Origin of the sequence: Pseudomonas sp. MWU12-2029, from assembly GCF_023242425.1 — a bacterium.
GTDB classification, from domain to species: Bacteria; Pseudomonadota; Gammaproteobacteria; order Pseudomonadales; family Pseudomonadaceae; genus Aquipseudomonas; species Aquipseudomonas kribbensis.
Window position 1 is genome coordinate 1 of the sequence record NZ_JALJDY010000018.1, and the last position, 22,402, is coordinate 22,402.

General features: G+C 59.7%; 27 protein-coding genes and 1 tRNA gene. 8 read left to right on the plus strand and 20 right to left on the minus strand.

Annotated elements, in window-relative coordinates:
- Positions 1 to 745, plus strand: a 745-nt coding sequence (locus tag M5B44_RS28115; RefSeq protein WP_248741252.1) for an RHS repeat-associated core domain-containing protein, incomplete at its 5' end; no start/stop codon positions are given.
- Positions 738 to 1,118, plus strand: a complete 381-nt coding sequence (locus M5B44_RS28120; protein WP_248741253.1) for a hypothetical protein — start codon at positions 738 to 740, stop codon at positions 1,116 to 1,118. The genes M5B44_RS28115 and M5B44_RS28120, both read left to right, overlap by 8 nt.
- A 79-nt stretch (positions 1,119 to 1,197) precedes the next feature.
- Here M5B44_RS28120 and M5B44_RS28125 read toward each other — a convergent pair whose 3' ends face one another.
- The 4 genes from M5B44_RS28125 to M5B44_RS28140 all read right to left on the minus strand — a co-directional run bounded on the left by M5B44_RS28125 (position 1,198) and on the right by M5B44_RS28140 (position 2,905).
- Positions 1,198 to 1,365, minus strand: coding sequence for a hypothetical protein (locus M5B44_RS28125; protein ID WP_248741254.1), 168 nt, complete (start codon positions 1,363 to 1,365; stop codon positions 1,198 to 1,200).
- A gap of 120 nt (positions 1,366 to 1,485) precedes the next feature.
- Positions 1,486 to 1,902, minus strand: a complete 417-nt coding sequence (locus M5B44_RS28130; RefSeq protein WP_085710667.1) for a hypothetical protein — start codon at positions 1,900 to 1,902, stop codon at positions 1,486 to 1,488.
- 135 nt (positions 1,903 to 2,037) lie between these two features.
- Positions 2,038 to 2,406: a bacteriocin gene (locus tag M5B44_RS28135; RefSeq protein ID WP_085710666.1), complete on the minus strand. Its 369-nt coding sequence runs from the start codon at positions 2,404 to 2,406 to the stop codon at positions 2,038 to 2,040.
- Positions 2,407 to 2,716: 310 nt separating this feature from the next.
- On the minus strand, positions 2,717 to 2,905 hold the full coding sequence (locus tag M5B44_RS28140) for a hypothetical protein (RefSeq protein ID WP_085701198.1): 189 nt from the start codon (positions 2,903 to 2,905) through the stop codon (positions 2,717 to 2,719).
- A gap of 243 nt (positions 2,906 to 3,148) precedes the next feature.
- On the opposite strand from M5B44_RS28140, the gene M5B44_RS28145 reads away from it, so the two are divergent.
- A complete protein-coding gene (locus tag M5B44_RS28145; RefSeq protein WP_169429541.1) occupies positions 3,149 to 3,424 on the plus strand; it encodes a hypothetical protein in 276 nt (91 codons plus the stop codon).
- A 54-nt stretch (positions 3,425 to 3,478) separates the two neighbouring features.
- On the opposite strand, the gene M5B44_RS28150 is transcribed toward M5B44_RS28145, so the two are convergent.
- The 3 genes from M5B44_RS28150 to M5B44_RS28870 form a co-directional block, all read right to left on the minus strand.
- Positions 3,479 to 3,799 (minus strand): YbjQ family protein, encoded by a 321-nt coding sequence (locus tag M5B44_RS28150; RefSeq protein ID WP_114882012.1) that lies wholly within the window; start codon positions 3,797 to 3,799, stop codon positions 3,479 to 3,481.
- Positions 3,800 to 3,952: 153 nt separating this feature from the next.
- Positions 3,953 to 4,042: transfer RNA gene (locus tag M5B44_RS28155), tRNA-Ser, on the minus strand.
- Between the two features lie 111 nt (positions 4,043 to 4,153).
- A complete protein-coding gene (locus M5B44_RS28870; RefSeq protein ID WP_263860316.1) occupies positions 4,154 to 4,285 on the minus strand; it encodes a hypothetical protein in 132 nt (43 codons plus the stop codon).
- Between the two features lie 64 nt (positions 4,286 to 4,349).
- Between M5B44_RS28870 and M5B44_RS28160 the strand changes: the two genes are divergently transcribed.
- The 3 genes from M5B44_RS28160 to M5B44_RS28170 all read left to right on the plus strand — a co-directional run bounded on the left by M5B44_RS28160 (position 4,350) and on the right by M5B44_RS28170 (position 7,083).
- Entirely contained in the window at positions 4,350 to 5,039 is a 690-nt protein-coding gene (locus M5B44_RS28160) for a crotonase/enoyl-CoA hydratase family protein (RefSeq protein WP_085732367.1), read from the plus strand.
- A 215-nt stretch (positions 5,040 to 5,254) separates the two neighbouring features.
- Positions 5,255 to 5,977, plus strand: coding sequence for a 1-acylglycerol-3-phosphate O-acyltransferase (locus M5B44_RS28165; RefSeq protein WP_085710663.1), 723 nt, complete (start codon positions 5,255 to 5,257; stop codon positions 5,975 to 5,977).
- A 134-nt stretch (positions 5,978 to 6,111) separates the two neighbouring features.
- Entirely contained in the window at positions 6,112 to 7,083 is a 972-nt protein-coding gene (locus M5B44_RS28170; protein WP_134825980.1) for a magnesium and cobalt transport protein CorA, read from the plus strand.
- A gap of 39 nt (positions 7,084 to 7,122) precedes the next feature.
- On the opposite strand, the gene M5B44_RS28175 is transcribed toward M5B44_RS28170, so the two are convergent.
- From M5B44_RS28175 to M5B44_RS28185, 3 genes are all read right to left on the minus strand, one after another.
- Complete coding sequence (locus M5B44_RS28175; RefSeq protein ID WP_248741255.1) at positions 7,123 to 7,845, minus strand: amidotransferase; 723 nt, start codon at positions 7,843 to 7,845, stop codon at positions 7,123 to 7,125.
- A 95-nt stretch (positions 7,846 to 7,940) separates the two neighbouring features.
- Positions 7,941 to 10,085, minus strand: a complete 2,145-nt coding sequence (locus M5B44_RS28180) for a 3-hydroxyacyl-CoA dehydrogenase NAD-binding domain-containing protein (RefSeq protein WP_248741256.1) — start codon at positions 10,083 to 10,085, stop codon at positions 7,941 to 7,943.
- Positions 10,086 to 10,102: 17 nt separating this feature from the next.
- Positions 10,103 to 11,308 (minus strand): acetyl-CoA C-acetyltransferase, encoded by a 1,206-nt coding sequence (locus tag M5B44_RS28185; RefSeq protein WP_248741257.1) that lies wholly within the window; start codon positions 11,306 to 11,308, stop codon positions 10,103 to 10,105.
- Between the two features lie 583 nt (positions 11,309 to 11,891).
- Here M5B44_RS28185 and M5B44_RS28190 point away from each other — a divergent pair.
- Positions 11,892 to 12,719, plus strand: a complete 828-nt coding sequence (locus tag M5B44_RS28190) for a c-type cytochrome (RefSeq protein WP_248741287.1) — start codon at positions 11,892 to 11,894, stop codon at positions 12,717 to 12,719.
- A 14-nt stretch (positions 12,720 to 12,733) separates the two neighbouring features.
- Here M5B44_RS28190 and M5B44_RS28195 read toward each other — a convergent pair whose 3' ends face one another.
- The 10 genes from M5B44_RS28195 to M5B44_RS28240 form a co-directional block, all read right to left on the minus strand.
- Complete coding sequence (locus tag M5B44_RS28195; protein ID WP_085705298.1) at positions 12,734 to 13,543, minus strand: transglutaminase family protein; 810 nt, start codon at positions 13,541 to 13,543, stop codon at positions 12,734 to 12,736.
- The gene (locus M5B44_RS28200) at positions 13,540 to 14,490 is read right to left on the minus strand and encodes an alpha-E domain-containing protein (protein ID WP_248741258.1); all 951 of its coding nucleotides are present in this window, start codon (positions 14,488 to 14,490) and stop codon (positions 13,540 to 13,542) included. The genes M5B44_RS28195 and M5B44_RS28200 overlap by 4 nt, the downstream gene beginning before the upstream one ends.
- Before the next feature lie 12 nt (positions 14,491 to 14,502).
- Positions 14,503 to 15,912, minus strand: a complete 1,410-nt coding sequence (locus tag M5B44_RS28205) for a circularly permuted type 2 ATP-grasp protein (protein ID WP_025113343.1) — start codon at positions 15,910 to 15,912, stop codon at positions 14,503 to 14,505.
- A 476-nt stretch (positions 15,913 to 16,388) separates the two neighbouring features.
- A complete protein-coding gene (locus M5B44_RS28210; protein WP_007960698.1) occupies positions 16,389 to 16,736 on the minus strand; it encodes a ribonuclease E inhibitor RraB in 348 nt (115 codons plus the stop codon).
- 210 nt (positions 16,737 to 16,946) lie between these two features.
- Complete coding sequence (locus M5B44_RS28215) at positions 16,947 to 17,180, minus strand: hypothetical protein (RefSeq protein WP_085710655.1); 234 nt, start codon at positions 17,178 to 17,180, stop codon at positions 16,947 to 16,949.
- Positions 17,181 to 17,334: 154 nt separating this feature from the next.
- Positions 17,335 to 18,210 carry a polyamine aminopropyltransferase gene (gene speE / locus M5B44_RS28220; RefSeq protein WP_085608797.1) on the minus strand — a complete coding sequence of 292 codons (876 nt, stop codon included), beginning with the start codon at positions 18,208 to 18,210 and terminating at the stop codon, positions 17,335 to 17,337.
- Positions 18,211 to 18,345: 135 nt separating this feature from the next.
- Positions 18,346 to 18,537, minus strand: a complete 192-nt coding sequence (locus M5B44_RS28225; RefSeq protein ID WP_003223221.1) for a PLDc N-terminal domain-containing protein — start codon at positions 18,535 to 18,537, stop codon at positions 18,346 to 18,348.
- Positions 18,538 to 18,608: 71 nt separating this feature from the next.
- A complete protein-coding gene (locus M5B44_RS28230; RefSeq protein ID WP_248741259.1) occupies positions 18,609 to 19,139 on the minus strand; it encodes a hypothetical protein in 531 nt (176 codons plus the stop codon).
- Positions 19,140 to 19,229: 90 nt separating this feature from the next.
- The gene (locus tag M5B44_RS28235) at positions 19,230 to 19,748 is read right to left on the minus strand and encodes an ankyrin repeat domain-containing protein (RefSeq protein ID WP_248741260.1); all 519 of its coding nucleotides are present in this window, start codon (positions 19,746 to 19,748) and stop codon (positions 19,230 to 19,232) included.
- Between the two features lie 97 nt (positions 19,749 to 19,845).
- Complete coding sequence (locus M5B44_RS28240) at positions 19,846 to 21,684, minus strand: long-chain-acyl-CoA synthetase (RefSeq protein ID WP_248741261.1); 1,839 nt, start codon at positions 21,682 to 21,684, stop codon at positions 19,846 to 19,848.
- A gap of 388 nt (positions 21,685 to 22,072) precedes the next feature.
- On the opposite strand from M5B44_RS28240, the gene M5B44_RS28245 reads away from it, so the two are divergent.
- Positions 22,073 to 22,351, plus strand: a complete 279-nt coding sequence (locus M5B44_RS28245) for a DUF3509 domain-containing protein (protein WP_085710651.1) — start codon at positions 22,073 to 22,075, stop codon at positions 22,349 to 22,351.
- The last annotated feature ends 51 nt before the right edge of the window (positions 22,352 to 22,402 follow it).

Genomic DNA, 22,402 nt, shown 5'->3' on the forward strand with positions numbered 1-22,402 from the left:
GCTCGACCACCTCGGCACCCCACAGGAACTGACCGATTACAGCGGCGAGATCGTCTGGTCAGCCAAATACAGCGCCTACGGCAAGGTCACCTCGCTGCAGCTGGCGACCGACGATTACCTCGACCAGCCGCTGCGCTTTCAGGGGCAGTACTTCGATGCGGAAAGCGGACTGCACTACAACCGGCACCGGTACTACGACCCGGACGTTGGACGGTACCTGACGCCGGATCCGGTGAAGCTGGCGGGTGGGTTGAATCAGTACCGGTACGTGCCGAATCCGACGGGGTGGGTGGATCCGTTGGGGTTGATGTCCAATTGTCCGCCGCCGAACAGGCCGGGGTGTTCGGTTCCGGATGGGGTGGGTGGTTCGATTGTTGACGAAGGTGAACCGCTGACTCCAAAGCCCAAATCTCGACCGGAAAATTTTGGTAATGACGAAAAGCTTGCCGGGCATTTTGAAAAGCATGGCGCCGAATTCAAGGCGATGACCAACGAGGAGTACTTGCTCATCGCACGAGGAGTAGTGAATCAAGGCACACGTGTGGAGTATTTATACAAAGGAGAGATGCGAGCAGGGTATATCCAATTGATGGGGAATAACCGGAAAGGTGAAGCGAAATTTGCTTTCGTGGGCACCAACACAAATGATGAAATTACGACTCTACACACCAAAAGTGGAAAAGAGTTTTGGCGGACAATCAACGGTAATGCACAAGATAAAACAGTGAGGCCTGCTCATGACTAAGACACACAAAGCATTGGTCGTCGAAATAGACCCGTTTGTAGAAGACGCTATTTTGCTGGTTGTTGAGGGAGTTGAGGTCAGGTGCTTCGCAAGCTACAGCCCCTCGAAAATTGAGGTCGGAAAAACTTACGAAGCTGAGTTCGAAATGGTGTTGTCTGATGAGGAATTTGTATCACCTACACAATGCGAAAAAATGCAGATCAAGATGCTCGGTAGTGGATTCCACTGTGAAGTTTATGGCTACCTGGATGGCGAGGTTTTCCGGTCGTTTGTTGATTTTATGGATCAGGATATCCACTACGAATACCCACATCTGAATGGGCAGTTCGTCAAAATTAACGCGGACAGGATTGACGTCTCGTTTGTTCAATAGCGAATGGAGGGGTTAGCCCGCTGCTCACTCCCTTAACGCTCTACATAGAATTTCCAATATTCAAAGAAACAAGTGCCCATCACTCATCATCATCAAAATCCTCATACTCAAGCTCCTCCCCCTCATCCTCCCAAAGCGGAACCGTCGCATCATCCATCAACGACCCCGGGTCTTCATTCCCCGGATCATTGATAAACGGCAACCCGCTCGGGCCTTTTTCTTCCTTGCCTTCGGTTTCGGGAGTCATGGTGCACCTCGGAAGCTCAGCGTGTAGACGTTCGAAAAGTATGGTCGCTAAACGTTCCGGCGCATTACGTGCGAACACAAAAAACCCGGCACAAGGCCGGGTTTCAGTAACTCCGCTTGCTCAGCGGTGACGATATTTGTGTTTGTGCTTGTGGCCGCCACCGGAATGCGATTTTCCGCCATCGCCTCCCAGGCTGTTGCCCACTGCACCACCTGCCGCGCCGCCGAGTCCGGCACCGACAGCCGAGCCGGTAGATCCACCGACGCTGTTGCCCAGCACTGAACCACCCGCTGCGCCAAGACCGCCGCCAATCGCGGCCTCCGTACGATTACGCTTGTTCGCTCCGACGGCACTGCCAGCCGCACCGCCAACGCCCGCCCCCACTGCGGCGCCGGTGCTGCCGCCGAGTTGTCCGCCGACTACGTTCCCCAGCACACCACCCAGACCACCGCCAACCGCCGCGGAACCATCGCCGGCAGCCATGGCGCCTTGCGCCACAAGCAACCCTAAAACCAACGCAGTTAAAGTCGATCGCATACAGACCTCGCAGGTCCCGGATCGGGACGGTACGCCCGGAAGGGGCTATACGGAATTGGAGGCGCATTCGGGAAAAACGTTCAGCAACGAAAAGGCCCGGCATAAAGCCGGGCCTTTTCAGACATGCATTCGCAATCAGTGACGCTTGTGACCTTTGGACAGGTTGCTGCCCACCGCGCCGCCCGCTGCGCCGCCCAGGCCGGCGCCGATGGTCGCGCCGTTCTTGCCACCCAGGCTATTGCCGATGATCGAACCGCCTGCCGCGCCTACACCGCCGCCAATGGCCGCTTTGGTGCGAGCACCTTTCTTCGCTGCCAACGCACCGCCAGCCGCACCGGCCAGGCCAGCGCCGATGGCCGCACCGCTGCTGCCGCCCATTTTCTGGCCGACCACATTACCCAGCGCGCCACCCAGGCCACCACCCAGTGCGGCGGTGCCATCACCGGCCATTGCACCTTGAGCGACCAGAAGCCCCAGAACCAGAGCAGGCAGAGTTAAACGCATGACGAAAACCTCAAAAGAAGGAAGAAAAAGGGCGCAGATTGAATGCTGTTACCGCGGCAATGTCCAGTGCCACAGCGCACTTGGCGCCGATTGGACAGCGATTTTGGAAAAGGTTTTATCGCAGGCAAAAAAAAGCCCGCTGGGGAGACGGGCTGGAGACTTGCTTTCTAACGGATGGCTTCACCCTACGTAGACCGGTGTGAAAAGTTTGTGAAAGAAACCGGACGATTCCGCAATTTTCGTAGGACGCTTCTCTAGAAAATCAGCAATCAAAAACCCCGCTCAATGGCGGGGTTCTGTGGCATCCGGATTACTTCCTGGAACGTGTCGTCACCTTGGGCAGAAATTTTGCTTTCGGCCCCTTGGGTGCTGTCGACTTGATCTTGCCGGTCTGCACCGGATCTTCGCCAAAGCCCGCCTGATACTCGGTCTGGCCACAGCGCACGCAATTGTTGAATGGAAATTCAGCCCCGTCGTCTTCGATGTACGGATCAGTCATCTCTTCACCCCTTTCAAAAGCGGGCCGATACCGGCAAGACCCTATTGCCTGAAAAAATATCGACCTCCAAGGCTTTTGAGACTAGCCGGTCATTCCTGGACTTGTGATTCATATCGCCCGAAGCCCGACGAATGGCCTACAGAAATTAAACACAATGTTCAGACCACTGGTCCTACGGAGCTAAAGATTCCCAACCACAGGCCGTTGTCCTTTTTCCTACGCAATGAATCTCAAGGAGAGAACATGGAAATCAAAGGATTCCCACCGATGCCTGTTGTAAAGCTCACGGACGAGCAGATCGCCGCTGGTAAAGCCGGGGCGGAAAAATTCAAGGAGAAGCTTGCCTCAGGCGAGATCGTCATCAAGCCGCTCGACGGACCTAGTCCTGTACAGCCTGGTAAACCTGGCGTCATCTACCATCCAGACCCGGTCCAGCCTGGCGGTACGCCGATGGTTGCAATCGATACCCCCCTGACCTACGACTCTAAAGGCACTGTCGTACTCAAACCACAGGGCTGATTGTCAGCAACGAGCCCATTCCGTTGAATGGGCTCACACACGCTAAACCAACGATCAACGCAACTTGACCGCCGTGCCGGTCGCGAACACTACAACCATGCCGCCCTTCCCCGCCGGCATGCTGATCTCGAAATCCACCCCGACCACCGCATCCGCCTGCAAGGCCCGCGCACGCTCCTTGATCTCGTCGGTCGCCTGAACACGCGCCTCCTTCAACGCCCGCTCCAGCGTCTGCGAACGTCCACCGAAAAAGTCCCGCATCCCGGCGAACATATCGCGAATCACATTCACGCCCTGCACCGACTCGGCACTGACAACGTCCAGATACGCCGTGATTTGTCGGCCTTCGATGGAGTGAGTGGTGGAAATGATCATGGAAGTCGTCCTTTTACATACAGATAAAACCGCGATTGTACTGCCCCGGCAAAGTGAAGCCGAACCCAACTCTGTGAGCAAAAAAATCCGGACACCAGAATGCACAAAACCCCTGGCTTCTCTCGAAACCAGGGGTTCTGTTTACATCGAATTTGGCGGTGAAGGAGAGATTCGAACTCTCGATACAGTTTCCTGTATACACACTTTCCAGGCGTGCTCCTTAAGCCACTCGGACACTTCACCGTATCTCTTCAAACATGTTCTGTCTGTCGAGGCGCGCTAATGTAGTCGAAAGCTTTTCTGATGGCAAACTTTTTTTCAGAATTTTCATGCGGTTAAGAGAAAAAGTCGTTTCTACTGTCGATGGGCCATGGCGATCCGGCCAATCTCGGGTGGGCGCAGCCCTTCTATATAGGCGCGCAGGCGTTTGTCGTGGGGCACGTTGCAGCGGATCAGCCGGTCAAGGGTGACCGGCGGGTCAGTCACAGTGCTTTACCTGACCGACGACGGTGGGTAACGTCTGCCCATCTTTCTTATAAGGAATTGCGCCATGAGCGACCTGATTGCCTACCACCTCGAAGACGGTATCGCGACCCTGACCCTGAGCAACGGCAAGGTCAACGCCATTTCCCCGGACGTGATCGCGGCCTTCAACGCGGCGCTGGATCAGGCGGTGGCGGATCGTGCAATCGTGATCATTACCGGCCAGCCGGGCATTCTGTCCGGCGGCTACGATTTGAAAGTGATGACCGCCGGCCCTAAAGAAGCCGTGTCCCTGGTGACTGCCGGCTCTACCCTGGCCCGCCGTCTGCTGTCGCACCCGTTCCCGGTGATCGTGGCCTGCCCGGGTCATGCCGTGGCCAAAGGTGCGTTCATTCTGTTGTCTGCCGACTATCGTATCGGCGTCGACGGCCCGTTCAGCATTGGTCTGAACGAAGTGCAGATCGGCATGACCATGCACCACGCCGGCATCGAACTGGCTCGTGATCGTCTGCGCCGCTCGGCCTTTCACCGTTCGGTGATCAACGGCGAGATGTTCGATCCGCAAAGCGCTGTGGATGCCGGTTTCCTCGACAAGGTGGTTTCTGCCGAAGAACTGCAAGGTGCCGCCCTCGCCGCCGCGCGTCAGTTGAAGAAGATCAACATGACCGCGCACAAGAACACCAAGCTCAAAGTACGCAAGGCGCTGCTGGAAACCCTGGATAACGCGATCATTCAGGATCAGGAGCACCTGGGCTGAGTCCTCTTCGCTGCGAAACAGAAAAGCCCGACCGTCGTGTCGGGCTTTTTCTTACGCGCGCGGTTTAAAACTCTTCGGCAGCTCTAGGACGCCTCTGACCGACAAGTCGGAAACATGCGCTTAAACATCGCCCATCTCCTGACTCTATAGCGGCAATTGCCGAAAACAGTGCACATCCGTACACTGCGCCACCTTTTGTCCCGGTGGGCCTGAAAATGCTGTTCGTGTTTCGTATGTTATTGATGGGCCTGCACTTTATGCTGGCGGGTGTGCTCGGGGTGATTCTCGGGCTGTGCCGGCCATTCAATCCGGACAACAGTCGTCTGTGTGCCCGTCTCTATGCCCTGCCGGCCATGTGCATTCTGCGCCTGCGAGTGAAGGCCGACGTCGGTCAGCTGATGAACAAGCCCGATAGCTGCGTGATCATCGCCAACCACCAGTCCAACTATGACCTGTTCGTGTTCGGCAACGTAGTGCCGCGACGGACCGTGTGCATCGGCAAAAAAAGCCTGAAATGGGTGCCGCTGTTTGGCCAGTTGTTCTGGCTGGCGGGAAATGTGTTGATCGATCGTGGGAACGCGCACAAGGCGCGCCAGTCGATGCTGACAACCACCGACACCTTGCAGCACAAAGACACCTCGATCTGGGTCTTCCCGGAAGGCACCCGAAACCTGGGCGAAGAACTGCTACCGTTCAAGAAAGGCGCGTTCCAGATGGCCATTGCCGCCGGTGTGCCGATCGTTCCAGTCTGCGTCAGCAGCTACATCAAGCACATGCGCCTGAACCGCTGGCGCAGCGGGAAAATTCTCATACGCTCGCTGCCGGCGATTCCTACTGCCGGCCTGACCATGGACGACATGCCCATGCTTATCAGCCAGTGCCGCGAGCAGATGCGCGAGTGCATCGATGCGATGGATCGGCAGCTTCAAGCTGCGTGAAAAAGAAACCCGCCCTGTGCGGGTTTTCTTTTGCCCGGTGAACTGTGCAGATTTCACTGACTCTCAAGCAACGACACGGCTAAGCTGAAGCCATGTCTCCCCTGCCATCTGCCAAGAAGAAGTGAACCACCACCATGGGTCGAGTTGTTGCTGCTGCGGTTTACAGCGCCGGTAAGAAAGTCACCAATATTTCCCTCGATGAAGGCGCCGCCTGGGCCGCCAAGACCGGGCACTTTGTCTGGATCGGCCTCGAAGAGCCGAACGCCCAGGAGCTGGCCAACCTGCAGCGCCAGTTCAACCTGCACGAACTGGCCATCGAGGATGCCCTGGAAAAACACAGCCGTCCGAAACTGGAAACCTTCGGCGACGCTCTGTTCATCGTCACCTACTCCCCCGTTCGCGAACACGGCATCCTGCAGTTCATCGAAACTCATATCTTCGCCGGCAAGGGCTACATCATCACTGCCCGCAATGGTCATTCAGCGTCCTACGCCCATGTCCGTCAGCGCTGTGAGGCGCGGCCGCTGTTGCTGGAACACGGGGAAGATTTCGTACTGTATGCGCTGCTGGATTTCGTGATCGAAAACTATCAGCCGGTGGGTGAAGCGATCCACGCCGAGATCGATGAACTGGAGCGCAACGTGTTGTGCAGCGCGCTGAATGAGCACGACATCCAGAAGCTTCATGGCCTGCGCCGCGATGTATTGCGCTTGCGTCGATACGCGGCGCCGATGGTGGAGATCGGCGAAGAGTTGCAGAAGCTGAGCTTCCCTTTCATCGACAAGAACATGCGCCCTTACTTCCGCGATGTGCAGATCCATGTCACACGGCAGATGGAAGACCTGACCACCCTGGCCGACATCGCGAGCCAGACCATCGAGATCGGTGTACTGCTGGAGGCGTCACGGCAAAGCGTGGTGCAGCGCAAGTTTGCGGCATGGGCGGCGATTCTGGCGTTCCCGACGGCGGTCGCCGGGATCTACGGGATGAACTTCCAGAACATGCCGGAGCTGAGCTGGCATTACGGCTATTTCGCCGTGCTGGGCTTTATCACCGTGGGTTGCGTGGGGTTGTGGGCGAGCTTCAAGAAATCAGGCTGGCTGTAAGGGAAAAAGCCCCCGTGCAGGACACGGGGGCTTTCGGATTCAAGCGGCGTCTGGCTTGTGCGCCACAAAACGCATCATCCATTCCGCCACCGTGGTGCCGTGGTGATCACTCTCAAGGCTGGCCACGCCCTTGCTGTAGATCTGCTCGCCCAGCGCTTCCTGACGCAGATCCAGCAGCGCCCGCGAGTAATCGTGAATGAATTCCGGATGCCCCTGGAAGCACAGCACCTGATCATTGATGTGATACGCGGCGAACGGGCAGAAATCGCTGGAAGCAATCACCGTGGCGTTCTCCGGCAGCGCCGTGACCTGATCCTGGTGGCTGATCAACAGCGTCAGCTCTTCACGCACCGGGCTCATCCACGGAGCCTTGGCCGCCAGCTTGTAGTTGTGGGTGCCGACGCCCCAGCCCTGGGTTGCACGCTCGCTCTTGCCGCCCAGCAGCAGCGCCAGCAGTTGATGGCCGAAGCACACGCCAAGCAGTTTGTCGCCGCGCTCATAGCGGATCAGCAGGTATTGCTTGAGGGTCTGGATCCACGGGTCGGTGCCGAACGAGTCGGCCTTGCTGCCCGTGATCAGGTACGCATCGAAAGTCAGGTCATCACTCGGATAGTCGCCCTGCATCACGTTGTACACCGTGAACTCGGCGGCAATGGGCTGTTGCGAGAACAGGCGCTGGAACATCTGCCCGTATCCCTGATATTCATCGACCAGTTCCGGACGCAGGATGTCGGTTTCCAGAATGCAGATGCGTAGCGACATAAAAAATTCCTGACACGTGATGGGAATAATGCACACCCCAGAGCCTGCCCTGAAACCACCCGGCAAGGCAAGCCCCGGAATGCTTCCCCGACCCGCTAGAACAGCTCGCCGCTGGCAGCCTTTTGCAGTAGCAGCGCTGGCGGTGCGAAACGCTCGCCGTACTGTTCAGCCAGGTACTGCGCCCGCGCGACAAAGTCTTTCACGCCATATTGATTGATGAACTGCAACGCACCACCCGTCCACGCCGCGAAACCGATGCCGAAGATCGAGCCGACGTTGGCGTCTGCCGTCGATGTCAGTACGCCCTCCTCCACACAGCGCACGGTCTCGATGGCTTGCACGAACAGCAACCGGTCACGTACATCCTTCGGCGAAATCTGTCCGTCGGCTTTCTCGAAACGGGTTTTCAGCTCGGGCCACAGGTGTTTCTGGCCGCCCGCCGGGTACTCGTAAAAACCGCCTCCTGCCGCCTTGCCCGGCCGCTTGTATTCGTTGAGCAGCAAGTCAATCACGGCGAACGCCGGGTGCTCAATCAGCGGTTTCCCTTCTGCTTGCAGGTCTTTGGCCGTTTGTTGACGGATATGGCTCATCAGGCTGAGGGAAACTTCGTCGGAGATCGCCAGCGGCCCGATGGGCATGCCGGCCTTGCGCGCTTCGGTCTCGATCATCGGCGCGCTGACGCCCTCACCCAGCATGGCGATGCCTTCGTTGGTGAAAGTGCCGAACACCCGCGAGGTAAAAAAGCCACGGCTGTCGTTGACCACAATCGGGGTTTTCTTGATTTGCAGGACGAAATCGAACCCGCGCGCGAGGGTTTCGTCGCTGGTTTGCGCGCCTTTGATGATTTCTACCAACGGCATTTTTTCCACCGGACTGAAGAAGTGCAGGCCGATGAACTTGCTCTGATCCGGCACCGCAGCCGCCAGGCCGGTGATTGGCAAGGTCGAGGTGTTTGAAGCGATCACCGCTTCAGCGCCAACCACCTGCTGCGCCGCTGCCGAGACTTTCGCCTTGAGCTCACGATCCTCGAAGACCGCCTCGATGATCAGATCGCAACCCGCCAGATCGGCGTCGCTTTCAGTGGTCCGGATACGCGCCAGCACCGCTTCACGCTGCTGGGCGGTCATCTGCCCGCGAGCGACTTTCTTGTCCAGCAGTGCCGCCGAATGCGCCTTGCCCTTTTCGGCAGCCGCGAGGTTGATGTCCTTGAGCACCACGTCGATTCCGGCCACCGCGCTGACGTAGGCGATTCCCGCGCCCATCATCCCGGCGCCGAGGACGCCCACGCGCTTCGTCACGTAAGGCGCAAAACCCTGCGGGCGCGAACCGCCGGCATTGATTTCATTGAGCTGGAACCAGAACGTGCCGATCAGGTTTTTCGAGATCTGCCCGGTGGTCAATTCAGTGAAATAACGGGTTTCGATCAGGTGCGCGGTATCGAAATCGACCTGTGCGCCTTCCACCGCCGCACACAGAATCTTCTCCGGCGCCGGTAACGTGCCCTGGGTCTTGGTGCGCAGGATCGACGGCGCAATTGCCAGCATCTGCGCGACTTTCGGGTTCGACGGCGTGCCGCCGGGAATCTGATAGCCCTTCACGTCCCAACGCTGCACGGCCGCAGAGTTGGCCAGAATCCAGGCCCGGGCCTTGGCCAGCAAATCATCGCGATCCGCCGCCAGCTCATCGATCAGACCCGCCTGCAACGCCTGCTGCGGGCGGACTTTCTTGCCTTCGAGCAGATACGGCAGGGCCTTTTCGATGCCGAGCATGCGCACCATGCGCACCACTCCGCCGCCGCCCGGCAACAGACCAAGGGTCATTTCCGGCAGGCCGAGTTGCACCGACGCATCGTCCAGCGCCACGCGGTGGTGGCAGGCCAGGCAGATTTCCCAGCCGCCGCCAAGCGCCGCACCGTTGATCGCCGCGACCACCGGTTTGCCGAGGGTTTCCAAAGTGCGCAACTGGCCCTTGAGGGTCAGCACCATGTCGTAGAAGGCCTTGGCTTCGGGCTTGCCGACCTTGATCAGTTCATTCAGGTCGCCGCCGGCGAAGAAGGTCTTTTTGGCCGACGTGATGATCACCCCGGCGATGTCATCTTTTTCCGCGAGCAGTCGGGCGACGCTTTCGGCCATGGCCTCGCGGTACACCGCGTTCATGGTGTTGGCGCTCTGGCCCGGCATGTCGATGGTCAGGAGAACGATGCCGTCCTGGCCTTTTTCGTAACGAATGGCTTGGGTCATGACAGGTTTCCTTGAAATCAGAGGCGTTCGATGATGGTGGCGATACCCATGCCGCCGCCGACGCACAGCGTCGCCAGGCCGTAGCGCAGGCGCCGGGCTTCCAGTTCATCGAGCAAGGTGCCGAGGATCGCGCAACCGGTGGCGCCCAGCGGATGGCCCATCGCAATCGAACCGCCATTGACGTTGACCTTTTCGGGATCGACGGCCATGTCCTTGATGAATTTCAGCACCACCGAGGCAAACGCTTCGTTGACCTCGAACAGGTCAATGTCTTCGACCCGCAGCCCGGCCTTGGCCAATGCCTTGCGGGTGGCCGGCGCCGGGCCGGTGAGCATGATGGTCGGGTCGGTACTGGTGACCGCCGTGGCAACGATTCGCGCCCGGGGTTGCAGGCCCAGCTCGCGCCCCTTGGCTTCGGAGCCGATCAGCATCAGCGCCGCGCCATCAACGATTCCCGAACTGTTGCCCGGTGTGTGCACATGGTTGATGCGCTCGACATGGCTGTAGACCCGCAGCGCCGTGGCGTCGAAGCCCATCTGGCCGATCATTTCGAAACTCGGCTTGAGCTTGCCCAGACCTTCGAGGGTCGACTCGGCGCGAATGAACTCATCGTGATCGAGCAGGATGATGCCGTTCTGATCCTGCACCGGTACCAACGATTTGTTGAACGAACCGTCCGCCCGGGCCCGGGCAGCTTTCTGTTGCGAGTGCAGCGCGTAGGCATCGACGTCCTGCCGGCTGAAGCCTTCAAGGGTGGCGATCAGGTCGGCACCGACGCCTTGAGGGGTGAAATGGCTGTGCAGGTTGGTCTGCGGGTCCAGCGCCCAGGCGCCGCCGTCGCTTCCCATCGGTACACGGGACATGGATTCGACACCACCGACCACCACCAGCTCTTCGAACCCGGAACGCACTTTCATCGCCCCCAGGTTTACCGCTTCCAGCCCCGAAGCGCAGAAGCGGTTGATCTGCACGCCTGCGACGCTGACGTCCCAATCGGCCACCTGCACGGCGGTCTTGGCGATGTCCGAGCCTTGATCGCCAATCGGCGTGACACAACCGAGCACCACGTCATCGACCTGGCTGGTGTCCAGCGCCGTGCGAACCTGCAGCGCGGTCAGCAACCCGGCCACCAGGTTCACCGGTTTGACGCTGTGCAGCGAACCGTCGGCCTTGCCTCTGCCACGGGGCGTGCGTAATGCGTCGAAAATCAAAGCTTGGGTCATGGCGTTCTCGAACCTGTGCGGTGAGTGAAATTCGTGCCTCCACTCTTGGCCGGGACGGTCACGGATTCAATGACCACAGCGCTCAATGACGTTGACGTGCACGCTCAGACGGACGGTCATTCCCGGCCAGGTTAACCGGTTCAGGTCACCGAGCTGTCTAGCAAAAGGGCGGCAAAGAAGCTGGCAATGGGCCTCATGCCTTTTTAATCGCGACTGGTAGCAAATACATATGAAATGGATCTAAGCCAAGCGTGACGCGGGCCCTAAGGTGAACATGTACGTCGTTGTCGTCGGGTTTTGCCGAGGCAGGCGTTCTTCAACAGGAAGTGCAGCGCTTGCCGTCATGGATATGCAGGCAGGCATCAGGAAATAACAAAAAAGGCGGTCAAGCCATGTTCAAACAACCGAAAGTTCGTCAAGCAGGGCTCATTCTTTTCGCCACGACGCTGTTGTTGATTCTGCCGAATCTGACCAAGGTCATCGGCTGACTCAAGCGGCAGGTATTGCTCATCGCCACTGAAAATTTGACTGGCCCGCTACCCGGGCCAGCGTGGCTGTGCCAACCTTTGCGCACTTCCACGACATGGACGGCGATCACTTGAAAACGCTCATTCTGTTCGGGGCCATGCTGCTGAGCCTGCCCCTGTCTGCCGCACAGCTGAACCTGGAGCTGGGCACGAACAGCCGCACCTGGCAGACCGAGGAACTGCTCAAGCATCCTCAGGTGCAAACCCTCTCGATCAAGAACGATGTGTCCTACAAGAAGGACATGACTTATCGCGCCGTGCCGATTGCCGCGCTGTTGACCGGCATCAAACCGGAAGATCACCTGCAAGCCGTAGCGCTGGACGGTTTTGCCGCAGAACTGTCCGCCGCGCCGCTACTGAACAACAAAGGCTCACGCGCCTGGCTGGCCATTGAAGATCCGGCCCACCCCTGGCCGCCGCTGTCGGAAGGCAAGCACAGCGCCGGGCCGTTCTATCTGGTGTGGACCGATCCGCAGGCCGGCAATATCAGCCCGGAACAATGGCCATTCGAAGTCGCCAGCATCAAGCGTATGGCGCCGGTGGCCGAGCGTTTCCCTGCCCTGCTGCCGGACCCTGCGTTGAAGGCCGATGACCCGGTGAACCAGGGTTTTGCGCTGTTCCAGAAGAACTGCCTGGCCTGTCACCGCCTGAATGGCGCCGGGGATGCGCAGTTCGGGCCGGACCTGAATATTCCGTACAACCCGACCGAGTACTTCGGCGCGGACTTCCTCAAGCGCTACATCCGCGATCCGCAGAGTCTGCGTCAGTGGCCGCAGGCGAAAATGCCGGGATTCTCCGCCGAAGTGTTGCCGGACGCGGATCTGCAGAAGCTGATCGGGTATTTGCAGCACATGGCCGGGCGCAAGGTTGCGCCCGCCAAGTAACCCGACTACATCGTTTACTGCTGCTGCACCGAGATGACTGGCGCTGGTGTCGGCGACACCAGCACTTTCGCGTGCATCTGCTCACTCCCGCCGCCCCGGCGCATGCCCCGTACCGGGCAGGCGTCGAGGTAATCCAGTCCCACCGCCAGTTTCAAATGCCGCTCCGGCCGCGCCAGTTCATTGGTCACGTCGAAGCTGTACCAGGCGTCATCGATCCAGGCCTCGGCCCAGGCGTGACTGGCCAGGTGTTCGCAATCCTCGCTGTACAGATAACCCGACACATAGCGCGACGGCACCCCGAGACTGCGCGCGCAGGCCAGAAAAGCGTGGGCGTGATCCTGGCAAACACCCGCCCGCCCGGCGAAGGCTTCGGCGGCGCTGGTGTCCACTTCAGTGGAGCCCGGCGTATAGGTCATGTGCTGGTTCAAGCCGTGCATCAGATCGATCAGCGCATTGCGGTCCCGTCGTTGCTTGCAGGACTTCTCGGCAAACGCCCGCAATGCCTCGTCAGCCTCGGTCAGCCGGGTAAAACGCAGGAAAGGCAGCGCCGACTGGCTCTCATGCTCCGCTTCGCGCAATTCGTCGATATCGACCTGTCCACGGGCGCCGATGATGATCGCTTCGTGGGGCTCGTCCATGGTCAGCACATGCAGGATGTTGCCGAACGGATCGAGCTGGGCGCGTACCGGGCGCGGCAGGTCGAGCTGCCAGCTCAGCACATGCTGACGCTCGCTGTCGTGGGGTGTCAGGCGCAGGTACTGGATGCTCGCCCGCACCTGATCTTCATAGTGATAGGTGGTCTCGTGGCTGATGGAAAGTCTCATGCGGCCTCCAGGTAGGAACTGTGAATGGCGTTGCCCAGCTGGCGCACCAGCGGGATGAACTCGGTGAGCCAGGCGTGCAGCCCTTCCTCGAGGATTTCGTGGATGCCGGTGTAGCGCAGGCGTGCGTCCATTTCCGCCGCCAGCCGTTGCGCCGGACGACCGTTGGCCCCCGGCAGTTGCGCCAGGATCTGGTCGATCTCTTCGGTGCAGGCCCGCAGCGAACGCGGCACGTCGGCGCGCAAAAGCAGCAGTTCGGCCACATGCCGGGCGCCGGGCGCGTCGCGATAGATTTCGGTGTAGGCCTCGAACGAGGACAAGGCCCGCAACAAGGCGCTCCACTGGTAATAGGCGTGGGCGGTGCCGTCGCTGACCGCTTCCGCCTGATCGCCGGCCATTTCGTAACGGGCGTCGAGCAGGCGCAAGGTGTTGTCGGCCCGCTCGATGAACGTGCCCAGGCGAATGAAACGGAACGCGTCGTTGCGCATGATGGTGCCGTAGGACGCGCCCCGGAACAGGTGCGAACGCTCCTTGATCCACTCGCAGAATCGGCTCATGCCATAACGGCTGAGGCCCTGATTGGCGATCCCGCGAATCTCCAGCCAGGTGGCGTTGATGTTCTCCCACATGTCGGCGGTGATACGCCCGCGCACCGCATGGGCGCTGGCCCGCGCTGCGCCGAGGCAGCTGTAGATGCTCGCCGGGTTGGCGGCGTCGAGGGCGAAGAAATGCAGCAATCGCTCGGCATGCAGTTCGCCGTGGCGTTCAAGGTAATCATCCAGGGTGCCGGTGATCATCAGCGGCATCGCCAGTTCGTGCAGACCGTCGCCACGGCCGTCCTGCGGCATCAGCGACAGCGAATAGCTGACATCGAGCATGCGGGCGAGGTTTTCCGCCCGCTCCAGGTAACGCGACATCCAGTACAGATTCGAGGCAGTTCTACTTAACATGGCAGGCTTCCTTCAATCCTCGACCACCCAGGTGTCCTTGGTTCCGCCGCCCTGGGATGAATTCACCACCAGAGAGCCTTCACGCAGGGCGACACGGGTCAAACCGCCGGGCACGACCCGGGTTTCGCGGCCGGACAATACGAACGGGCGCAGGTCGATATGGCGCGGCGCAATGCCGTTTTCGACAAAGGTCGGACAGGTCGACAGCGACAGCGTCGGTTGCGCGATGTACGCGTGGGGCTTGGCCTTGATCCGCTCGCGGAACGCATCGATTTCCGCGGTCGTCGCTGCCGGCCCCACGAGCATTCCGTAACCGCCGGAGCCCTGGGTTTCCTTGACCACCAGATCCGGAAGATTGGCCAGCACATGGGAAAGTTCAGACGGATTGCGGCATTGCCAGGTCGGCACGTTCTTCAGGATCGGCTCTTCATCGAGGTAGAAACGGATCATCTCGGTGACGAACGGATACACCGACTTGTCGTCCGCCACCCCGGTGCCGATGGCATTGGCCAGCACCACGTTGCCGGAGCGATAGGACGACAGCAGCCCCGGCACGCCGAGCATCGAATCCGGGCGGAACGCCAATGGATCAAGAAACGCGTCGTCGAGTCGGCGGTAGATCACGTCCACCGCTTTCGGGCCGTCAGTGGTGCGCATGAAGACTTTGTCGTCGCGTACGAACAAGTCGGCGCCTTCGACCAGTTCCACGCCCATTTCCCGCGCAAGGAACGCATGCTCGAAAAACGCGCTGTTGAACCGCCCCGGAGTCAGCACCACGACACTCGGGTCGTCGATCGGGCTTGAGCTTTTCAGGGTGTCGAGCAACAGGTTCGGATAATGGTCGATGGGCGCGATGCGCTGGGCTGCGAACAGCTCGGGGAACAGACGCATCATCATCTTGCGGTCTTCGAGCATGTAGCTCACGCCGCTGGGCGTGCGCAGGTTGTCCTCGAGCACGTAATAGGTGCCGTCGCCGTCGCGCACCAGATCGACGCCGGAGATGTGCGAATAGATATCGCGGTGCAGATCCAGCCCCTGCATCGCCAACTGGTATTGCTCGTTGGCCAGCACCTGCTCGGCGGGAATGATCCCGGCCTTGATGATGCGCTGCTCGTGGTAAAGGTCGGCGAGGAACATGTTCAGCGCCTTGACCCGCTGGATGCAGCCGCGCTCGACGATCCGCCACTCGCTGGCGGGAATGCTGCGCGGAATGGTGTCGAAGGGAATCAGGCGTTCTGTCCCTTGCTCGTCCCCGTAGAGCGTGAAAGTGATCCCGGCACGATGGAACAGCAGATCGGCCTCGCGTCGCCGCTGGGCCAGCAGTTCGTCAGGCGTGTCCGCCAGCCAGCGGGCAAACTCCCGGTAATGCGGGCGGACCTGGCCGCCGGCATCGTACATTTCATCAAAATAGGTGCGGATCATGCCGTACTCCTTGTCACCCCGGACCTACAGGCCTTCGCAAGGCCCGTGCCATCGGCATAAACGCTTTGATTTCAATCGGTTGGATATTCACGCCACACGCACCGCACCATTCCTGTGCGGCAAATGCCCCAACCTGATCGCCCCCGCTTCATTGCGACGCAGTCCTGTCGCCTATCACCAGCATAGTCAGAGTTGATTTCACTGCCCGGCGGCGCCTGCGGATAATCCGCACATCCGCTGCAAAACGTCCCTGACGACGCACGCAGCCCAACTGACATGGCTTGCCCCGGCAGCCCTCCCGGCCGTAACCCTGACCGGTTTCCTCTCCTTCCGGTCTTCCCTTTCAGCCACCTCTCCTGGTGGCTTTTTTTTGCGCAGGATTCTTGTTTCAGGGTTTTGCCGTGCAATGTTCAAGGTGCAGAAACGACAACGGCCGACCCGAAGGTCAGCCGTTGCTCGACGTGTTGCGAGGGTGATCAGTTCAAACGATGGCGGTTGCGCACCTCCTGCTTCACGCCCCAGCCTTCGATGATGCCGCCCAGAGGCTCGACCACTGCCGAAAAGCCCTGTTCGAAATCGCCTATGTCGTCGTAGGTTGCGTACATCACCTTGCTCAATTCCAGGGACCACGCGCCGTCGTCGCGCGCACTGACCTGGGCATTGATGGATTCACCGCGAAACTTGCCTGCCGCCCTGCGCGCCCGCTCCTCGTCCGGGAAAATGGCGTAGAACTCGATGGGATGGAATCGGGAAAAATCAAAACCGCCTTCTTTCATGCGGCGCAGCACGTTGCTGCTGATGTCTTCTTGATAGGCTGTGCTCATGAACGTCCCCCTCGCATAGATGGATAGACTTTCCGTATTCCCTGCGCATGGCCGAACGGCTCAGGCGTTACGGCAACCGTGTTGCCGACGGGAAACAAGCATGTAGCTGACAAGACCAGACCTTAGCGATCCGTTCGCTGATCTCGCTTGCAGAGTAGCCCCAAGATAGAGCCGCTGCCAAGGCCTGGTGCGTTACTGACAAGAAGATTTTCAGATGGGTGTGATGCTGCGGATTTCGATGCTGTTCTGGGTTTTCAGGCTTTTGGCGCCTGCATCGGAGGTGCGCCCTTCCAGATCGTTCAGATCCAGTGCGGCGGCGACAGGAAGGAGTCGTTCCTTGATCAGTCGTGCGGCCTCATCATCGCTGGGGCATTCCGCACGCTCGAAGACTTCATCGACAATTTCACCGTGATCATCCACGAAAGTGACTTTCCACTTTTGCATTGGAGCCTCCTCGAACAAACCCGCAAATGGGCTTACATCTATCTCGACTTTTGTCAGGATTGATCGTTCAAAAGCTTTACACCGATGAAACATGAAAAACCTTTCATCTACGGGAGCGAATCGCCCCGCTCCCGCAGTGATGACGGCCGAGTGATCAGTCGTTGCTTGGCTTGTTCACTGCTTGCAGCACGTATTGCGGCAAGGCGAAGGCGCCGATGTGGATTTCCGGGTTGTAGTAACGGGTGACGATGCCGCTGCCGATGAAGCGCTGTTGCAGGACTTCACGGCTCAGCTTGCGGTAGGCCGGATTGGTCGAACCCCAGGCGAAAGTCATCGAGCCGCCGATGTAGGTCGGCACGGCCGCCTGGTAGAAGTGCCAGTCCGGGAACAGGCTGCGCAGGCGACCGGCGGTGGTCTTCACTTCGTCGATCTGCATGAACGGCGTGCCGTTCTGGGTCACGAGGATGCCGCCCTCGTTCAGGCAGCGGTGGCAGGCCTGGTAGAAATTTTCCGAGAACAGCACTTCGCCCGGGCCGATCGGGTCGGTGGAGTCGGAAATGATCACGTCGAACTTTTCAGTGGTGGTGGCGACGAAACGCATGCCGTCATCGATCACCAGGTTCAGGCGTGGATCGTCGTAGGCGCCCTTGGAGTGGTTCGGCAGGAATTCCTTGCACATGTCGACCACGGTGCCGTCGATCTCGACCATGGTGATGTGCTCGACGCTGGCGTGTTTGGTCACTTCGCGCAGCATGCCGCCGTCGCCGCCGCCGATGATCAGTACGCGCTTGGCAGTGCCGTGGGCGAGGATCGGCACGTGGGTGAGCATTTCGTGGTAGATGAATTCATCGGCTTCGGTGGTCTGGATCACGCCGTCCAGCGCCATCACCCGGCCCATGCGCGGGTTCTGGAAGATCACCAGGTGCTGGTGCTCGGTGCGCACTTCGTGCAGCAGTTTTTCCATGCGAAAACGCTGGCCGTAGCCTTCGTAGAGGGTTTCCAGGTATTCGCTGGTCTTGGTGACGGTCATGGTGAAGTGCTCCGATGAATGCGCGGGCGCCAATCGTCAGGTTCGATTGCCCGGGAAAGGCGCGCATTCTACGTTGCCGAAGATGACAGGTCGAACCTCAGTTCATCGGCCCCGCGCAATCCATAGTGCGAACGGTCAGATCCGCACATTGCCCCGCGGCCCGGCGATCGCCCAGATGATCAGGCCCAGCACCGGCAGGAGGATGATCAACAGCACCCAGAGGATTTTCATCCCGGTCTCGGCACCGCTTTTCAGCACGTTGATGATCGCCCAGATGTCGAGGGCAAGAATGATCAGGCCGATCAGGCCGTTGAACGTGGAACCCATGGTGTCGCTCCAGAATAGTGGCATGCACTTTTAGGATAGACGGTCGCGCGCAGGGTTCCCTTTTATTGCGTTCAGACGTGAACGGCGACCTTCAAGGCTTCCAGCGACGGCGCGGCGGCAATGCCGACTTTGGCGCACAGTTCCAGCACGCGCGGCACGTCGTTGCCGTAGACCAGCACCACTTGCAGCTCGTCGTCGAGCAACTGGCTGAAGTTCATCAGCGTGTAACCGCCGTTTTCCTTGTTCAGGCTGCTCATCTGCACCTGGATGCGGTTGAGCGCGGTCAGCGCTTCGGTCTTGGCCAGTTGCTTGGGCTTGAGGTTGAACTCCACGCCCGGGCCGAACGACGCCACGATCTGCGCGAACAGATCGACGTAGGTGTCAGCCTGGAACAGCACGGTCTCCGGCAGACTGCCGACCACCACCCATTCGCCCAGCGGAATCGGGAAGGTGTCGTCGTAGTTGATGTCCGGATTGGCGGTCAGAAAAGCGTCGGCATCGGCGTAGGCCTGCGCCGCTTCATCAGCGACCTTCTGAATCTCGTCGTCGCCCATGCAGCCGGAGCTGATTTTGCTGATGAGTTCGGCGAGTGCGGCTTTCATGGGGGCGGATCCTGTGGCGAAGAGAATTTTGAGGGCGCGAAGGATAGCGCATTCTCGCCTTCGCCACAGAGCGGGTTCCGGCCCGACGGTTCAGCCCAGCAGTTTTTCCAGCTGCGCGGTGGTGTCCACAGCGCCCATGGTGCGGGCCGCGTCCAGCGCGGTGATGCCGTTGGCGTCCTTGGCTTTCGGGTCGGCGCCCTGGTCGATCAGGAACTCGACGATTTCAACACGGTTGAACATCGCTGCCATCATCAGCGCCGTACGGCCATCGAAAGAGGCGCCTTCAATCTGCGCGCCGCCGGCCACCAACGCCTTGACCACCGCCAGATCACCCTTGAACGCCGCGCCGGCAATCGGGCTCTGACCGTTGCCATTGCGTTGTTCCGGATCGGCCTTGTGCTTGAGCAGCACTTGCACCGCGTCCACGTGCCCGTAGTAGCTGGCGAGCATCAGCAGGGTGTCGCCCTTGCTGTTGGTCAGGTTCACCGGCAGACCGGCGGTGATCAGGCGGTCCAGCATCACCGCATCGCCTTCGCGCGCCTTGTTGAATACCTGCTCGGTGAATTCGGCAGCTTCTTCGGGGGTCATCTGGCGGCTTTGGTCGGACATGGGGCAACTCCACTTTCGGTCAATCGGAAAGCCGCTAGTTTCCCGAGCGCGGCGATAGCTGTCATCCCCTTTTTTCCAAGCTTCGCGATAGCCAATATCAATAACGGAACTTGCCTGCCTGGATGTCCGCCAGGATTTCATCCGTGACTTGCACGTAGGTTTCGGTGCCCGGCAACCAGGCATAGATCGGGTCATCGCCTGTCTGGCCGGGGTCGAAACCTTCGTTTTTCAGGCGCGTCTTCTGGTATTTGAAGGTGCCGGTGGTTTCCATTTTCACCTTGACCCGCAAAAACAACGGCACCGCATAGGCCGGCATGCGTTGACGGGCGAAGGCCAGCAGCTCGGTGAAGTCCAGGGTCGCCAGAGACTCGGCCGGGGTGATCGCCGCCATGCCGGCGCGACCGTTGGTGTCGGGGATTTCCACGCCATAGGCCACGGCTTCGGAAATGTGCGGATGCTGGAGCAGCAGGTTCTCGACCTCGGTGGTCGAGACGTTCTCGCCCTTCCAGCGGTACGTATCTCCAAGGCGATCGACAAACTGCGCATGGCCGAAACCGATGTTGCGCAGCAGATCACCGGTATTGAAGAAGCGGTCGCCCTGGGTGAACACGTCTAGCAGCACGACTTTCGCGGTTTTCTGCGGGTCGGTGTAGCCGTCCAGCGGCGCCTTGTCGTCGATCCGCGCCAGCAACAGGCCGCGCTCGCCCCGGCCGACCTTGCGCATGAACCCGTCGTCACCGCGAATCGGTTCGCCGCTGTCCTGATCGTAGGCGACCAGTTCCCAGGCCATCAGCGAGAAGCCGATGGTGTTGTCGAAATTGAGAATGTTGGTGAAGCCGATGTTGCCGTCGCTGGCCGCATACAGTTCGCAGATGTGATCCACCGCAAACCGGGTCTTGAACTCGGCCCAGGCACCGGGCCGCAAACCGTTGCCGATCATCTTGCGCACGTCATGGCGGCTATCATCGCTGCTGACCGGTTGATCCACCAGATAACGGCACAACTCGCCGACGTAGCCGATGGTAGTGGCGCGGTAGCGACGCACATCGCTCCAGAACTGCCGGGCGCTGAACTTGCGGCGAATCGCGAAACCCGACGCGCCATTGACCGCCGAGCCCCAGCACACGCAAAGCCCGGTGGCGTGATACAGCGGCAAGGTGCAATAGACGATGTCGTCCGGGCGCATGTCGAGGGCGATCATGCCGAAGCTCGCCGAGCTGCGCATCCAGCGGCCGTGCTTGAACACCCCGGCCTTGGGCAAGCCGGTGGTGCCGGAGGTGTAGATGTAGAAGCACGGGTCATCGAAGAAAATCTGTCGGCTGCTGGCCGGGTTGTCGCTCGATGCATCGGCACTGGCGCTGATCAGGTTGGTGTAACCCTCCGGGGCGATGCCCGGATGGCTGAACGTATCCTGATCGGCCACGAACCAGGTACGGGCCGACGCAATCGTCACTTGTTCGCGCACCGCCGCGAAGGCTGGCAGCAGTTCCTCGCCGACGACAATCGCCACCGGCGCCACCAGATTGATGCTGTGAATCAGCGTGTCGCGGGTCTGTGAGGTATTGAGCAGCGCGCTGACGGCGCCGACCTTGGCCAGCGCCAGAATCGTCACCAGCAGTTCCGGACGGTTCTCGATGAACACCGCCACCACATCGCCTTTGCCGATGCCCTGCCCGATCAGATAGTGGGCGATGCGGTTGGCCCACTGGTTGACCTGTGAATAACTCAGCACCACCTCGCCCGACAGCAGCGCGGGGCCGTCCGGATTGCGCAGGGTCGCTTGCTCGAATGTCCAGCCCAGGCCACAGGTTTGGGTCGGATCCTTGACGTTGGCCACCTTCATGCCTTTCACCACCCGAGGGATGGCTTTGGCGATCATCGGCAGTTTGCGGAGCATCATGCCCCAGGTAATCGTGTCGCTAGGCGCGTGACTCATGGCAGCTCCCGTTCGACCTTGACGTGCAGGCCGGATTTTTATTGTCGGGCAATCGAGTGAGGCAACCGGCGCTTCTCGAGCGAGGGTCGAGGCCGAAAATACGTCAGGGCTTCTCGGGCTGTACACGCGGTTTTTGCAATGTTTTGTATCCGCCAGCGCTACAAGGCGAAAGGTGATTGCGGCCGCAGGGAATGGTTCCATCGGATCGACAGCGATCCCGCAAAATGCAGGATGCACGATGGCCATTCATGCAGAATGCACGACGAGCTGAATTTGCATAATTTATAACTTGTTGATTTATAAGGAATTTATAAAAACAAAATACTGGCACAATCGCTGCAACCTCCTCCGCATGCTTGCCATTCAAGTGCATACGGAGCTGAAAGACATGAGCCTGATCCAAGAAAAATTTACCTCCCTGTTCTCCAACTTCGCAGTTACCACCCAACCGCGTCCCGATGGCGGGATCCTGCTGACGCTGAAGAGCGCCGACGGCAAAGTGTTCAAACGTGCCCTCACCTATCAGCAATTGCATGCCGGCGACCAACTGTCGTGGGCGATCAGCGCGATTCGCCGTGACCTGGCGGAACAGGCCAGCGAGCTGCCGCAGATCGGCATGCTGCAAAGCCAGCAGCGTTTTGCCCTGCCGACTTATCACTCGATGTAATACGAACACCCCATAAACAAACAGGCCGTGGAGCTTTCGCTTCACGGCCTG

Bases quoted from the DNA above. Each gene is read 5' to 3' on its own strand.
- M5B44_RS28145 (WP_169429541.1), top strand. From the start codon at position 3,149: ATGGAAATCAAAGGATTCCCACCGATGCCTGTTGTAAAGCTCACGGAC.
- M5B44_RS28240 (WP_248741261.1), bottom strand. From the start codon at position 21,684: ATGAGTCACGCGCCTAGCGACACGATTACCTGGGGCATGATGCTCCGC.
- M5B44_RS28195 (WP_085705298.1), bottom strand. From the start codon at position 13,543: ATGAGACTTTCCATCAGCCACGAGACCACCTATCACTATGAAGATCAG.
- M5B44_RS28235 (WP_248741260.1), bottom strand. From the start codon at position 19,748: ATGTCCGACCAAAGCCGCCAGATGACCCCCGAAGAAGCTGCCGAATTC.
- M5B44_RS28165 (WP_085710663.1), top strand. From the start codon at position 5,255: ATGCTGTTCGTGTTTCGTATGTTATTGATGGGCCTGCACTTTATGCTG.
- M5B44_RS28130 (WP_085710667.1), bottom strand. From the start codon at position 1,902: ATGCGATCGACTTTAACTGCGTTGGTTTTAGGGTTGCTTGTGGCGCAA.
- speE (WP_085608797.1), bottom strand. From the start codon at position 18,210: ATGACCGTCACCAAGACCAGCGAATACCTGGAAACCCTCTACGAAGGC.
- M5B44_RS28225 (WP_003223221.1), bottom strand. From the start codon at position 18,537: ATGGGTTCCACGTTCAACGGCCTGATCGGCCTGATCATTCTTGCCCTC.
- M5B44_RS28160 (WP_085732367.1), top strand. From the start codon at position 4,350: ATGAGCGACCTGATTGCCTACCACCTCGAAGACGGTATCGCGACCCTG.
- M5B44_RS28140 (WP_085701198.1), bottom strand. From the start codon at position 2,905: ATGACTGATCCGTACATCGAAGACGACGGGGCTGAATTTCCATTCAAC.
- M5B44_RS28210 (WP_007960698.1), bottom strand. From the start codon at position 16,736: ATGAGCACAGCCTATCAAGAAGACATCAGCAGCAACGTGCTGCGCCGC.
- M5B44_RS28125 (WP_248741254.1), bottom strand. From the start codon at position 1,365: ATGACTCCCGAAACCGAAGGCAAGGAAGAAAAAGGCCCGAGCGGGTTG.
- M5B44_RS28135 (WP_085710666.1), bottom strand. From the start codon at position 2,406: ATGCGTTTAACTCTGCCTGCTCTGGTTCTGGGGCTTCTGGTCGCTCAA.
- M5B44_RS28170 (WP_134825980.1), top strand. From the start codon at position 6,112: ATGGGTCGAGTTGTTGCTGCTGCGGTTTACAGCGCCGGTAAGAAAGTC.
- M5B44_RS28185 (WP_248741257.1), bottom strand. From the start codon at position 11,308: ATGACCCAAGCTTTGATTTTCGACGCATTACGCACGCCCCGTGGCAGA.
- M5B44_RS28175 (WP_248741255.1), bottom strand. From the start codon at position 7,845: ATGTCGCTACGCATCTGCATTCTGGAAACCGACATCCTGCGTCCGGAA.
- M5B44_RS28150 (WP_114882012.1), bottom strand. From the start codon at position 3,799: ATGATCATTTCCACCACTCACTCCATCGAAGGCCGACAAATCACGGCG.
- M5B44_RS28215 (WP_085710655.1), bottom strand. From the start codon at position 17,180: ATGCAAAAGTGGAAAGTCACTTTCGTGGATGATCACGGTGAAATTGTC.
- M5B44_RS28205 (WP_025113343.1), bottom strand. From the start codon at position 15,912: ATGATCCGCACCTATTTTGATGAAATGTACGATGCCGGCGGCCAGGTC.
- M5B44_RS28200 (WP_248741258.1), bottom strand. From the start codon at position 14,490: ATGTTAAGTAGAACTGCCTCGAATCTGTACTGGATGTCGCGTTACCTG.
- M5B44_RS28230 (WP_248741259.1), bottom strand. From the start codon at position 19,139: ATGAAAGCCGCACTCGCCGAACTCATCAGCAAAATCAGCTCCGGCTGC.
- M5B44_RS28180 (WP_248741256.1), bottom strand. From the start codon at position 10,085: ATGACCCAAGCCATTCGTTACGAAAAAGGCCAGGACGGCATCGTTCTC.
- M5B44_RS28120 (WP_248741253.1), top strand. From the start codon at position 738: ATGACTAAGACACACAAAGCATTGGTCGTCGAAATAGACCCGTTTGTA.
- M5B44_RS28245 (WP_085710651.1), top strand. From the start codon at position 22,073: ATGAGCCTGATCCAAGAAAAATTTACCTCCCTGTTCTCCAACTTCGCA.
- M5B44_RS28190 (WP_248741287.1), top strand. From the start codon at position 11,892: ATGGACGGCGATCACTTGAAAACGCTCATTCTGTTCGGGGCCATGCTG.